The following is a 13180-nucleotide window of genomic DNA, read 5'->3' as shown; positions in this document are numbered from 1 at the left end:
ACACCTCAAGCGCCCTGCGGGGCGCTTTTTTTCGGCTCGGCCACCATCACGTAGTCCGCGCCGTGACTGAGCCCGCCGTCGATGTCGATGTGCGTGAGCGCCCGGCGCTCGACGTCCTCGACGTGCTTGAGCATCGCTTGGGCCAGGTGACGATCCGCGACCGCCGCCATGCGCTGGCGGCACATCTTCATTTGCCCTTCGACGAACTTCCTGCCGTAGCGGATCGGGAAGCGCTTCGTCTCGACGACCTCGAAGCCGGCGCGGTCGAGCTGGCGTGCGACCCAAGCGCTCGGGTACTCCCGGTAGGTGCGCTCGCCGGCAAGCAAGAGACACGCATCGCGCAGCCGGCCGATCTCGACCACCAGCTTGCCGGCGGCGGTGGTGGCATCGAAGGGCACGTAGGGCTCGAGACCCACCAGGTACAGGCGCTTTTTGGTCAGCGCGCAGAGCCGTGGGAAAAGTTCGTCCTGCCAGTAGGGGGCGAAGCCGTCAATGGCGCCGAGCAGGTAGTCCGCCAGCACCGTGTCGAAGCGTTCGCCGGCGAGAAAGCGCGGGTCCTGCCAGTTGCCCAGCACCAGCCGGTCCTGCTCACGCTTCTTGCCTTCCAGCGCGCGCTCGACGCTTCTGGCCATGCCGCCAGCACCGGTCACGGCGGTCCAGCTTTCGGTGTCGAGCTCGCTCACCCAGTTGATCGAGTTGACGCCGGTGCCGGCGTCAAGAAACGTGCCCCAAACCTGATCGCCCTGCAGGGTTTCGATATGTTTGAACAAAACTGAAGCCAACCGCCCCTCTCCTTTAACAGCACCACCGCACAAGAATATAAAATACTATAACATATCATTTTAAATATAATGCGAACGAGCCGTACACCGCGCTAGACGCTTGCACGACCGCCGGGCACTTGAGAAAGCCCTTTGGCCCAAGCCACCGCGTCGTGGGCGTGCAAGCTTTCCAGGTGCTCTACATTGACCTCGAGACCCGCATACAGCGGGCTCAGGGCCTGCTGAAGGCGTCGCGCCGCGTCCTCCACGAACATCAGATTGGAGCCGTTGAGTGCGGCGAAGGCCTGCTCGTCGGCGCGTTTCACTGCGGTTTGCACCGGCGTTTTCAGCGTCGCCTCGATACGATCCACCAGCGCGATCAGGCCCAGATCTTCGGCCTTCTCAGGCAGGGACACTTCGATGTAGGCGTGGCTGCGCTGACTGTGGGGCGTGGCCAGAGTCGCGTGGTCGCGCAGCCACTCGGCGACCGTTTCGATATCCGGCGCGGGCGTCTCGGCGAACGCTTCGCGAAAGGCGCGCTCGACCAGCTGGCGCGACAGCGCCGCCGAGCAGGGGCAGGTCGAGGAGTAGGTCACCGCGACGCGTGCACGCAGGGTCAGCACGTCGCCTTGAAGGTGCGCGTCGAGCTGCACCGGATAGGTCTTCCAGCCGGCCAGGCCTTCGGAAAGCAGTGCCGGGCGGCGCAGCATCAGATCAAAACAGAAACGCAGGCGCGCGCTGTCGGAAGCGCAGTCGCGATGGGTGGCGACCATATCGGCCATTGTGGAGCGCAGCAGTGCAGGCGATAGCGCGACCTCATCTGACATTTCGTCAAGCAGGCAGTAAAGGCGCGACATGTGGATACCCTTGATGTGCAGGGCCGGCAGGTTAACCTGCGCATTCACCTTCGCCGCCAGGGTGCGCCGGTAGCCCGGCTCTTCCAAAACGATGGGCATGGCAATGTTCTGCATCCCCACCCATTCCAGCGGACTCAAGCCCGGCGCCGCTTCAGAGGTGGATATGTCCGGGAGTACAGCAGCTGTCATAGTACGCTCGCGTAAAAAAGAAGAGAGAAGCGGCAAGCCCGATAGCGCTTGCGGGCGGTTTTAAAAGATCGAATGAGACGGAGTCGCCATTTTCAAAATGTTATATCATATCAAAAACAAGCAGCAATGTTGAACCCTACCGTTACCGCAGGGCTAACCCCTTCGGTCACCAGCGTTTTTTTCACACCGATGAACGCGTGGGGGTGACAGCGGCACTGTACTTTGAGAATATGAAAACGAATATCAATTAAAACTTATTCTCAAAGGAGCCTGCATGAAAAAGACCATCCTCGTGGCCTCATTATTTGCCGCCACCGCCGCCCAGGCCGATGAGCGCTTCGCAGTGTTCGATCTGGGCAGTCTCGACACCTTGAACGCGCTGGGCGCCAGCGACCAGGTGGTGGGTCTACCCAAACAGATCCTGCCGGAGTATCTGTCGGCTTTTGAAACCGACGACTACGCGGACCTTGGCGGGCTGCGCAGCCCGGATCTCGACGCACTGGCCGAAAGCGAGCCGAGCCTGATCGTCTACACCGGCCGCCAGGGCGAGTGGAAAGAGGAGTTCGAGGAGGCCGCGCCACTGTTCGAGGCGAGCCTTTCTGGCGATGACTACCTCGCTGCTTTCGATGACAACGTGCGCACCCTCGGCGAGCACGCCGGGCTCGAAGAGAAGGCCGAAAGCGCCCTCGAGACGCTGCACGAAGAGATCGAGACCCAGCGCGAGGCGCTTGCCAGCGCCCCGCGTACGCTGGTGATCATGCACAACGACGGCAACTACTCGCTCAGCGAGCATCCGGTGATCCACGACGTGCTGGGAATCGACAAGCAGCAGATGCCGGAAAGCGCCGAAACCGAAACCTTTGGCGAGCGCAGCTTCACGCGGCTTTCACCGGAAGCGATCGCCGAGATCGACCCGGAGCGCCTGCTGGTCATCGACCGCAGCGCCGCCATCGGCCAGACACCGCTCGACGCCGACACCCTGCGCCAGCAGTTGGCTGACGCCGGCGCCGATAGCGCCGAGGTCGCCGTGCTCTCGCCAGAGCTCTGGTACCTCTCCGGCGGCGGCCTGCAAAGCCTTGGCCTGCAAATCGAGGAAGTGGTCAGCGCGCTCGCAACCCAACCCTGAGCCACGCTGTATCGATCGGCCCCGGCGCACCTGGTGTGTTGGGGCTTTTTTTGTGCCGACCAGGCGCCTTCGGTTCGTATTGGCCGAGATCGCCAAAGCGCGTTAACCTGAAACGGTTCACGACAAGGAGCCGTTTTCATGAGCATTGATACCGCGCGCGGTTTTCTGGCCGAGCACGCCCCGGACATCGAGATCATCGAGCTCGAACAGAGCACCGCGACCGTGGAGCTGGCCGCCAAGGCCCACGGCGTGACGCCTGGCCAAATTGCCAAGACGCTGGCGATGAAGGTGGGCGAGCAGCCCTTTTTACTGGTCGCGGCGGGGGATGCGCGGCTGGACAACGCCAGGCTTCGCGCGCAGTTCGGCGCCAAGGCGAAGATGCTCGATGAAGCGACAGTGATGGAGCTGACCAGCCACCCGGTGGGTGGGGTCTGCCCGTTTGGCCTGGCCACTGCCCTGCCCATCTACTGCGATGAATCGCTCAAACGCTTCGACGAGGTGCTGCCGGCAGCGGGCTCGCCCACCAGCGCCGTGCGTATCGACCCGCAGCGGCTGGCCACGCTGGTGAGCGCCGAGTGGGTCGACGTCTGCGCGCCCGCCTGAGTTGCTGGCAGCGTTTGGTCATTCGGCGTACACTTGGGCGGCTTTTTCAAGCGCACATGTTCTCAGGGCGGGGTGAAAGTCCCCACCGGCGGTGATGGCCCCACGGCCCAGCCCGCGAGCGCTCCAGGCCAGGTCAAACTCTGTCAGGCGCTGGAGGTCAGCAGATTCGGTGAGACTCCGAAGCCGACGGTGATAGTCCGGATGAAAGAGAGCGGCGGCGCTGCGCGCGTGCAAGCCAGGCTTGCACGCGGCTTGCGCCCTGTTGCATGCCCTGATTCTGGTACCCTTAATCGTGAGAATGACCATGAATCAGACCTTCCCGCTTCAGCTTTCCACCCACACCACCTCCCAGCGTATTGCCTTCATTCAAGGCCACTGGCACAGCGATATCGTCGGCCGGGCCTATGAATCGTTTATCGAAGAGGTCGAGCGCGCCGGGCTCGCGCGCGAGCAGGTAGAGGTGTTCACCGTTTCCGGCGCGTATGAAATTCCGCTGCAGGCCAAGGTACTGGCGCAGAGCGGACGCTTCGGTGCAATCGTCGGCGCCGGTTTCGTCGTCGATGGCGGCATCTACCGCCACGACTTCGTCGCCCACGCGGTGATCGACGGCATGATGCGCGTCCAGCTCGACACCGGTGTGCCGGTGCTGTCGGTGGTGCTCACTCCGCATCACTTCCACGAGCACGCGACCCATCACAGCTTCTACTACGAGCACTTCGTGACCAAGGGCCGGGAAGCCGCGAGCGCCTGTTTGAACACTATCGAAAATCTGCACCGGGCGCGCAAGCTAAGCGACGCCTGACACTGACAGCGTCCATTGAGCCCGGCACTGCGCCGGGCCTGATGGGGTAACGCCGCTCTAGCAGCCGCAGGATACGGGCATTTTGCCTGCCAGCGAGCCGCGCTCACTGCCCGTTTGCACCGGGTGTTCGTCCCGGCGCCAAAAATCCAGCCCGCCCAAAAGCTCCTTCACCCGCAGGCCGGCGCTTGCCAGCTTCCACGCCCCTTTGGTCGAGCCGTTGCAGCCGATACCGTCGCAGTAGGTGACGTAAACCCGCATCAAATCGAGAGTGGCGAGCCGCTCTGGCGTCATCTCGCGGTGCGGCAGGCTGATCGCACCCGGAATATGGCCCGCGCGGTAGTGCTCCGGGCTTCGCGTGTCGATCACCACGATCTCCTCGATGCCGGCGGCCAGGTCCTGGGCCAGGTCCCAGGCGTCGGTGTAATGAGAGAGCTTATCGTGCATCGCTTGGGCCATGGCACTGGGCTCGACCGGGGGAAAGGCGAGCACCGCCGAGGTCGTGGTCGTCATCCTGTCGCTCCTTTACTCGATATCCAGCAGGTAACTGTAAAAATCGGTGTTGCGCTGCCAGCCAAGCGACTCATAGAGCCGCTGAGCACGCTCGTTGGTGACTTGGGTCATCAGCACCAGGCGCGCGACACCGTGCTCCCGGGCGAGCTGCCCCGCTGCCTTCATCAGCGCGCGGCCGGTACCCTTTCCGCGCGCCGATTCGTCGACGAACAGGTCGTTCAGCGTCCAGCGGCTGTTGAGCCCCACCGTGGAAAGCCCTGGATAGAGCTGCACGAAGCCGTCGATAACGCCTTCGTCATCCTCGCTGACCAGAATGAACGAATCCCCCAGCCCGAAGCGCTGTTCGAGAAAGTGACGGGCGGCGTTTGGATCGCTTGGCTGCCGGTAGAACTGGCGATAGCCGTCCAGCAGCACCGTCAGGGCGTCGATATCGTCGAGAACGGCGGCTCTTGTGTCCATGGTCTGCTCCTTTTCGGTCGCTTCGAGCCATCAGTTTCGCGCTATAGTGGTTCGCGCATAAGAGCCACTTTTCAACTTAGTGAGGGAACCAGTGAGCGAGCGCGCCACCCCCACCGACGGGATCATCGACGCCCTGGCGCTGCACATGAGCGCCGCGGCGCCGGCGCCGCTGTCTCATCAGCTCTACCGCCTGCTGCGCGACTGGATTCAGCGCGGCGAGCTAGGTGCCGGGCGCCGCCTGCCCTCGTCGCGGCGGCTGGCTCGGGCGCTTTCGCTGGGCCGCAACACGGTGCTGGCGGCCACCGAAAGGCTTGCCGCCGAAGGGCTGGTCGAGTCTCGCCCCGGTGCCGGGCTGTTCGTGGCGACACTGCCCACCGTCACCGCGCCCCCGCCCGCCAGCGCCCCGTTAACGCCGCACTTCTCCCGCCGAGGCAAGGCGCTTGTAGAGCGCTGTGCCACCCTGAGCGAGCACTACCAGGCGTTCGCGCCGGGCGTGCCGGGGCTCGATCTGTTTCCCCATGCGCAGTGGCAGCGCCTGCTGCGCCGCCACTACCGCCAGACCGACGAGGCGCTGCTCGCCTATCAAACCGGGGGTGGGCTGCCCGCGCTGAAAGCGGCGCTGTGCGACTACTTGACGCTTTCACGCGCGGTGCGCTGCCGGCCGCAGCAGATCGTGATCACCCAGGGCGCTCAGCAGGCCTTCGAACTGATCGCCCAGCTTTTGACCGATCAGGGCGATAGCGTGTGGATGGAGGAGCCGGGCTACGGCGGCGCGCAAACCGCCTTTCTCGGTGCCGGGCTTGCGCTCACGCCGGTACCGGTCGACGAATACGGCATGAACTCGGCACTGCGTCCGCCGGGTTCGCCTTCGCCGGCGCTGATCTACGTGACGCCTTCGCATCAGTACCCGAGTGGCGCCACCATGCCGGTGCCGCGCCGGCTGATGCTGCTCGAACAGGCCGAGGCTCACGGCGCCTGGGTGATCGAAGACGACTACGACAGCGAGTTCCGTTACGACATCGCGCCGGCGCCTTCGCTTCAGGGGCTCTCGACAACGGCGCGCGTGCTTTATCTTGGCACCTTCAGTAAGGTGCTCTACCCGGGACTCAGGCTGGGGTATCTGGTGCTGCCGGAGGCCATGGCGGATACGTTCCGGCTGGCCCAGGCGCGGCTGCAGCGCGAGGGTCACTACCCGCTTCAGGCTGCGCTCGCCGAGTTCATCACCAGAGGCGATTTCGCCCGCCATATCGCGCGCATGCGCAAGCAGTACCGCCGCCGTCAGGCACGGCTGCGTGAGGCGCTGGCGCCGGCGGTCGCGGCAGGGCTTGTGCTCTCATCCGGCCACGCCGGGATGCATCTGGTGGCCGAGCTTCAAAGCGTGGATGAAGAGATCCGGCTGATCGAACAGGCGCGCCTCGCGCGGGTGACACTTTCGCCGCTTTCCCGCTACTACCTGGGGGCGCCCAGGCGCGCCGGGCTGGTGCTGGGCTACGCCGGCGCCACCGAAGAGGAGCTTTCGCGCGCAGGCCACTGGCTTGCAACGGCGTGGCTCGCACTTGGCCAGCAGCGCAGTTGACACGCTTTTCGCCGTCGGCGCGGCCGCTTTCGGCTATTCTATCTAAACCCATGCACGCTTTGCCGACGCGCCACGAGCAAAAACGCTGCCAAGTTTCGTATTCGCGCGCCAGCGTCTTGTAGTAGGGTAACGCTGCAAACGCGAATTCAAACTCCCAACAGCTCGGGAACACGGCGTTCCCCATGAGGTCAACGTGGCTCAACCCCTCTCTTCACCCGCGCCCTCCCACGCCTCGAGATACAAGGCCTGGAGTGTGCACGTGCTCACGGCCAGCGGCGTGCTGCTCGGCACCATGGCGCTTCTGGCGCTGATCGACGACAACCCGGTGGCCTGCCTGCTATGGCTGGGCGCGGCCATGATGATCGACGGTTTCGACGGCACGCTGGCGCGCAAGTACGAAGTGAAGACGATCCTGCCCCACTTCGACGGCTCGACCCTGGACATGGTGATCGACTATCTGACTTGGGCGTTCATCCCGGCGCTGTTCATTTACTACTTCGTCGACCTGCCCGCGGGCTTCGAGCTGCTGGCGGTGTTCACCATTCTGCTCTCGTCGATGTTCTGCTTCTGTAACGTCGACATGAAAAGCCAGGACAACTACTTCGTTGGCTTCCCCGCCGCCTGGAACATCGCCGCGGCCTACTTCTTCATTCTCGATTTTCCGCCCTGGCTGACCCTTTGCGCCATTCTGTTTCTCGCCGTGCTCACCGTGACCAAAATGAAGTTTCTCCACCCCTTCCGGGTGCGCCGGTTCATGCCGCTGAATATCGCCATCACACTGATCTGGTGCGTCTGTGCCACTTCGCTGATTCTCACGAGCCCCGCGCACGCCGGCTGGGCGCTGCTGGGCCTGGCGGCCACCTCGATCTACTTCGTGGGCATGTGCGTCTGGCGCACCGCCCAGGAGTGGTTCGACTGACGCTCGGCGTTTTCCCAACGTATTGAAAGGAGGCAAGGATGCCGCTAACCCTTGAGCAGCGCGAGCGCTTCAGAACGCTCGCCGCCGACACCGACGGCATCGATCTTGATGTGTACGAGCGCTTCGAGCGCGACCCGCTTGAGCCGATCATCGGCCTTGGCCGGCGCGACTTGCGCGTCGGCTTTTTTGGCCGCGATCCGGGCCGCGACGAGGTGCGCTGGGGCGAGCCCTTCATCGGCGCCGGCGGTCAGCTGGTGCGCAAGGCGCTCTACCGCCACCTTCACGGCGAGGAGCTGCACAACTTCGAGGCTTCCATAGCGGTGGGTGAGGATTTTTTCTGGATCAACACCGTGCCCTACAAGCCGGTCGGCAACAAGGCGTGGTCGATGAAGGTCAAGCGCCGATTTCATGGCCTGGTCAGCGAGGTGCTGATCTCACGCTGGGAGGGCCGACACCTGATCACCCTGGGGCGCGAGGCGTTTCTCTGGTTCGGCATCGGCCGCCCCAAGGAGGAGCGCGACCGGCTGGAAGCGTTCTGGAAAAGCGAGGAGCGTTTCGAAAGCCACATCGACGTCACCCTGGAAGATGAACAGGGCAATGCGCGCACTTTCACGCTACACCCGCTTCCCCATCCTTCGCCGCTCAACCAGACCTGGTATGCCCGTTTTCCCGGGCTTCTGGAGAAGCGCTTGACAGAGCTGAACGTTCGCCAGGCACGGCCGAGTTGAAACGAAGCTCGCATCAAGGCCGACCTGCGACAACGCACTACACTCGCCTGTCCAGGCTCGTTTAAGGGTCATGTCATGCTGGATAGAAAGATTCCCTTCCCCGCCTTTGCGCTGCTGTTCATGGTCGCCGGCGCGACGGACGCACTCATTTATCTGCACAGTCGGGATCTGCTGGCGGTCTACATGACCGGCAACAGCTCACACATTGGGCGCCATATCGGCGAAAGTGACTGGGCCGGCATCGCGCCACTGGCCGCCGTTATTGCCACCTTTTTTATCTCGACCACGCTGGGCGCGTGGGTCGGCCGGCGCACTCACCGCTGGCGCCCCACGGTAATCCTGCTGCTTACGGCGCTTTTGATGAGTGCCTCGATGCCCTTTGCCCACAGCGACGACTACCCCTTTATCACGGTGCTGTTCATCGCATCGGCCATGGGGGTGCTCAACCAGGTCAGCGCCAATGAGTCCGGCGTGACCTTTCTCACCGGCATGCTGGTCAAGACCGGCCGCGCCTTTGCCGAAGGCCACTTCAAGGTGGGGCTGGATGGTCTGGTGCGCTGGAGCGCACTGGTGGCCGGGGCCGCGCTCGCCATTCCCCTCAACGACCACCTGGGCCGTCACGCCCTGCTGGCCATTGCCGCCATGCTGGCACTCGGAGCGGTATTTACGACCTGGAATGCACTGGTCGCGCGACACCGGGCCAGATACGCCAGTTGAAGAGATATCGAGCCGCGTGGGCCTGTGGTGCATTCCCACGGGCTCGGGGAACGGCTGGCCCAAGCGGCAAGAGCGTCACCTTGAACAGTTCATCCCCGCAGGCGCGGGGAACGGCTCTGGCGCGGCGGCGATTAGGTGGTCATTGGCGGTTCATCCCCGCAGGCGCGGGGAACGGGGCGGCTTTAACTACATTAGCTGAAGCGTCAACGGTTCATCCCCGCAGGCGCGGGGAACGGGAGCCGATAGCCGGTGACGCGCATGGCGCGACCGGTTCATCCCCGCAGGCGCGGGGAACGGAAGCTGGGCTCGGCGCGCAGCTGCTCCGGGCGCGGTTCATCCCCGCAGGCGCGGGGAACGGGTTTACGACGCGCTGGTCGATTTTCGCGAGCACGGTTCATCCCCGCAGGCGCGGGGAACGGAGACTCGCCATCTTGACACCTTGATGCGCGAGCGGTTCATCCCCGCAGGCGCGGGGAACGGCGAGTCAGATCGCCGCCGGTCGCCTCCTCGAGCGGTTCATCCCCGCAGGCGCGGGGAACGGACCCGCCAGCGAGCAGCGACGCTCAGGTTATGCGGTTCATCCCCGCAGGCGCGGGGAACGGCCCTGCTTTTTACGGCGTTCCCTGATTCGATCCGGTTCATCCCCGCAGGCGCGGGGAACGGGTCGGATAGCACGCCGATTGCCGCAGCTGTCTCGGTTCATCCCCGCAGGCGCGGGGAACGGCGAATGATCTAACCAGCGATCAAGCGCGAAACCGGTTCATCCCCGCAGGCGCGGGGAACGGATAGTTCCTATTAAGCGTTATCGTCCTGTTCAGCGGTTCATCCCCGCAGGCGCGGGGAACGGTTTTGCGGCTTCACCTTGAAGACGCCCTTGAACGGTTCATCCCCGCAGGCGCGGGGAACGGTCGACGCCGTTGTGGGTGCTGATCAAGCGCACCGGTTCATCCCCGCAGGCGCGGGGAACGGGCGCAAGCGGTTGGCATGGAAGACGCAGCAGACGGTTCATCCCCGCAGGCGCGGGGAACGGCTCGGAGGGTCTGGGAGGAAGAAGATCGAGCGCGGTTCATCCCCGCAGGCGCGGGGAACGGCCCTTGGCGATCTGGTAGTCCCAGTGGCGCACCGGTTCATCCCCGCAGGCGCGGGGAACGGATGCGAAAAGTTTTTCAGAATGGCTAAAAAAACGGTTCATCCCCGCAGGCGCGGGGAACGGTGCCGCCGTGTCCAGGCATTTCAGTTTTTGCCCGGTTCATCCCCGCAGGCGCGGGGAACGGCTGAGGCAGAGCTCAACCGTGTTCGCCAGGCACGGTTCATCCCCGCAGGCGCGGGGAACGGAGCGCCAGCCGAGCGCAGACCTGGCCAAAAAGCGGTTCATCCCCGCAGGCGCGGGGAACGGCACGACAAGGGCCTCTCGATCGTAGAAACGCCCGGTTCATCCCCGCAGGCGCGGGGAACGGCAGGCCCGGGCTTTGATAGTACGCCTGGGCGCCGGTTCATCCCCGCAGGCGCGGGGAACGGTACCCGTAAATGATCATGCGCTCGATCTTGAGCGGTTCATCCCCGCAGGCGCGGGGAACGGGGCGCATCGCTGAATAGTGAGAACCGCGAGATCGGTTCATCCCCGCAGGCGCGGGGAACGGTGATGTGGTACTCGATCACGCCGGGTGGCAGGCGGTTCATCCCCGCAGGCGCGGGGAACGGCGATCAACCAGTGCCCGATCGTGCCCGCCCACCGGTTCATCCCCGCAGGCGCGGGGAACGGATTGCGGATGATGTCACCCGCGAACATGCCCGCGGTTCATCCCCGCAGGCGCGGGGAACGGCTCGAGGGGGCGCCACTGTTCGAGCCAGTCATCGGTTCATCCCCGCAGGCGCGGGGAACGGGAATGACAGAGACGCAATGGACTCACGCCGATCGGTTCATCCCCGCAGGCGCGGGGAACGGAAGGCGAAGCGTCTCGCCGCCGAGGCGAGTGGCGGTTCATCCCCGCAGGCGCGGGGAACGGGATGCTACCCATCGTGACCCGCCGGCCTTTACCGGTTCATCCCCGCAGGCGCGGGGAACGGGGATGAGCATCCCGTATTGCCGATCGATACGCCGGTTCATCCCCGCAGGCGCGGGGAACGGTGCCTTGCGGTTGGCCACGTAGGCGATGAAGTCGGTTCATCCCCGCAGGCGCGGGGAACGGTCGTTCGCGAATCTCTCGGGCCTTCTCATGATCGGTTCATCCCCGCAGGCGCGGGGAACGGGGCTGCTGCAAACGCTCGATCGGGTCGCGCAGCGGTTCATCCCCGCAGGCGCGGGGAACGGATCGCACAGGAATCTCCTGAAGACAAGGAAATCGGTTCATCCCCGCAGGCGCGGGGAACGGGTCGAGCCGTCGATCAGGCCCAGCCAAGTATCCGGTTCATCCCCGCAGGCGCGGGGAACGGCTGAAAGCCAGCTCGAGCAGCTCCAGTCGATGCGGTTCATCCCCGCAGGCGCGGGGAACGGGTCCAGAAGTAGATGATCCAGCTCAACCAGAGCGGTTCATCCCCGCAGGCGCGGGGAACGGCCGGCTCCAAGATCCCACTCCCGAAGGTTCACCGGTTCATCCCCGCAGGCGCGGGGAACGGCTCGACGTGCAAGGCTGGGAGCCTCCCAAGGACGGTTCATCCCCGCAGGCGCGGGGAACGGCAGCGTTGACCACTTCGCCATCGAGGTGGCCACGGTTCATCCCCGCAGGCGCGGGGAACGGGATTACGTTCGCGATGGGATAGGGTTTGAAACCGGTTCATCCCCGCAGGCGCGGGGAACGGTTCTCCTCCTCACTCGGCGCCCGGATAGCGAGCGGTTCATCCCCGCAGGCGCGGGGAACGGCGGCCCAACCAACAGCGCGATAAGCGCGGAGACGGTTCATCCCCGCAGGCGCGGGGAACGGCGTATCCAAGCCTCTATGCTTGAGAACCCCAGCGGTTCATCCCCGCAGGCGCGGGGAACGGGGGGGCGTACTGGTTCCTCGACGAGCTCAATGCGGTTCATCCCCGCAGGCGCGGGGAACGGATCGTCTTTCGCGCGAGGAAGGCGAAGCCGTGCGGTTCATCCCCGCAGGCGCGGGGAACGGTTTCGGTAACAATCGACCGCGTCCCCAACCAGCGGTTCATCCCCGCAGGCGCGGGGAACGGGGGGGCGTACTGGTTCCTCGACGAGCTCAATGCGGTTCATCCCCGCAGGCGCGGGGAACGGTTCCTTAAAGCATTGCCGCTCGATAGTAGATGCGGTTCATCCCCGCAGGCGCGGGGAACGGGGATCAGTGGAGATCGGTAACCGCAATTCTAGCGGTTCATCCCCGCAGGCGCGGGGAACGGTCTGGACGGCGCCCACTGCCTGGGAACGTCCACGGTTCATCCCCGCAGGCGCGGGGAACGGGAAGCCGGGCGCAATCATGAGATCTTCGGCAGCGGTTCATCCCCGCAGGCGCGGGGAACGGATGCTTCGGAGCATGCTGAGCTGGATGCCTGGCGGTTCATCCCCGCAGGCGCGGGGAACGGTTTGGCTATCGCAATGTTGAGCATCAGATCAACGGTTCATCCCCGCAGGCGCGGGGAACGGCATTAGGATCGCTTGAGCCGCTGTACCACAATCGGTTCATCCCCGCAGGCGCGGGGAACGGCTCCTTGAGCTCGCGGCGCACGTCCTCGAGCGCGGTTCATCCCCGCAGGCGCGGGGAACGGAAGATTGATCAGCTCGAGTCCCGCGTTTCACGCGGTTCATCCCCGCAGGCGCGGGGAACGGATTCTTTCTGATTGGTTCATAAAGCTAGCTTACGGTTCATCCCCGCAGGCGCGGGGAACGGAATACCATGGCGCTGTGCGGGGATTGTCGCTACGGTTCATCCCCGCAGGCGCGGGGAACGGAGGCTCTTTACGGTGAGCGCTGGCAGAGCGACCGGT

11 protein-coding genes, 1 CRISPR repeat array and 1 riboswitch (1 of these 13 running past the window's edge) are annotated in these 13180 nt (G+C 64.6%); of the genes, 7 read left to right on the top strand and 4 right to left on the bottom strand.

Annotated features, from left to right (window positions below):
* Nucleotides 1-5: 5 nt before the first annotated feature.
* The gene (locus tag ACGK9R_RS01505; protein ID WP_394577797.1) at nt 6-782 is read right to left on the bottom strand and encodes a class I SAM-dependent methyltransferase; all 777 of its coding nucleotides are present in this window, start codon (nt 780-782) and stop codon (nt 6-8) included.
* Nucleotides 783-874: 92 nt separating this feature from the next.
* The gene (folE2, locus tag ACGK9R_RS01500; protein WP_394577796.1) at nt 875-1807 is read right to left on the bottom strand and encodes a GTP cyclohydrolase FolE2; all 933 of its coding nucleotides are present in this window, start codon (nt 1805-1807) and stop codon (nt 875-877) included.
* A gap of 274 nt (nt 1808-2081) precedes the next feature.
* On the opposite strand from folE2, the gene ACGK9R_RS01495 reads away from it, so the two are divergent.
* From ACGK9R_RS01495 to ACGK9R_RS01485, 3 genes are all read left to right on the top strand, one after another.
* Nucleotides 2082-2933: an ABC transporter substrate-binding protein gene (locus ACGK9R_RS01495; protein ID WP_394577795.1), complete on the top strand. Its 852-nt coding sequence runs from the start codon at nt 2082-2084 to the stop codon at nt 2931-2933.
* Nucleotides 2934-3071: 138 nt separating this feature from the next.
* Nucleotides 3072-3536, top strand: coding sequence for a YbaK/EbsC family protein (locus ACGK9R_RS01490; protein WP_394577794.1), 465 nt, complete (start codon nt 3072-3074; stop codon nt 3534-3536).
* A 54-nt stretch (nt 3537-3590) separates the two neighbouring features.
* A riboswitch (FMN riboswitch) is annotated at nt 3591-3753 on the top strand.
* An 87-nt stretch (nt 3754-3840) separates the two neighbouring features.
* Nucleotides 3841-4338 carry a 6,7-dimethyl-8-ribityllumazine synthase gene (locus tag ACGK9R_RS01485; RefSeq protein ID WP_394577793.1) on the top strand — a complete coding sequence of 166 codons (498 nt, stop codon included), beginning with the start codon at nt 3841-3843 and terminating at the stop codon, nt 4336-4338.
* A gap of 57 nt (nt 4339-4395) precedes the next feature.
* Here ACGK9R_RS01485 and ACGK9R_RS01480 read toward each other — a convergent pair whose 3' ends face one another.
* Entirely contained in the window at nt 4396-4848 is a 453-nt protein-coding gene (locus ACGK9R_RS01480) for a rhodanese-like domain-containing protein (RefSeq protein ID WP_394577792.1), read from the bottom strand.
* Nucleotides 4849-4860: 12 nt separating this feature from the next.
* The gene (locus ACGK9R_RS01475; RefSeq protein WP_394577791.1) at nt 4861-5307 is read right to left on the bottom strand and encodes a GNAT family N-acetyltransferase; all 447 of its coding nucleotides are present in this window, start codon (nt 5305-5307) and stop codon (nt 4861-4863) included.
* A gap of 145 nt (nt 5308-5452) precedes the next feature.
* Here ACGK9R_RS01475 and ACGK9R_RS01470 point away from each other — a divergent pair, with 145 nt between their 5' ends.
* The 4 genes from ACGK9R_RS01470 (at nt 5453) to ACGK9R_RS01455 (ending at nt 9247) form a co-directional block, all read left to right on the top strand.
* Nucleotides 5453-6883 (top strand): PLP-dependent aminotransferase family protein, encoded by a 1431-nt coding sequence (locus ACGK9R_RS01470; RefSeq protein ID WP_394578555.1) that lies wholly within the window; start codon nt 5453-5455, stop codon nt 6881-6883.
* Between the two features lie 193 nt (nt 6884-7076).
* Nucleotides 7077-7802, top strand: coding sequence for a phosphatidylcholine synthase (gene pcsA, locus ACGK9R_RS01465; RefSeq protein ID WP_394577790.1), 726 nt, complete (start codon nt 7077-7079; stop codon nt 7800-7802).
* 38 nt (nt 7803-7840) lie between these two features.
* Nucleotides 7841-8530 carry a uracil-DNA glycosylase family protein gene (locus ACGK9R_RS01460; RefSeq protein ID WP_394577789.1) on the top strand — a complete coding sequence of 230 codons (690 nt, stop codon included), beginning with the start codon at nt 7841-7843 and terminating at the stop codon, nt 8528-8530.
* A 75-nt stretch (nt 8531-8605) separates the two neighbouring features.
* On the top strand, nt 8606-9247 hold the full coding sequence (locus ACGK9R_RS01455) for a YoaK family protein (RefSeq protein WP_394577788.1): 642 nt from the start codon (nt 8606-8608) through the stop codon (nt 9245-9247).
* Nucleotides 9248-9272: 25 nt separating this feature from the next.
* Nucleotides 9273-13180: direct repeats of the CRISPR family, unit length 29 nt; unit sequence CGGTTCATCCCCGCAGGCGCGGGGAACGG (it continues 1001 nt past the right edge of the window).

The sequence above is a fragment of the Halomonas sp. HNIBRBA4712 genome, assembly GCF_043558675.1.
GTDB lineage: Bacteria > Pseudomonadota > Gammaproteobacteria > Pseudomonadales > Halomonadaceae > Vreelandella.
The sequence above is the reverse complement of the archived record's forward strand: the minus strand, read 5'-3'. Positions and strand labels throughout refer to the sequence as shown.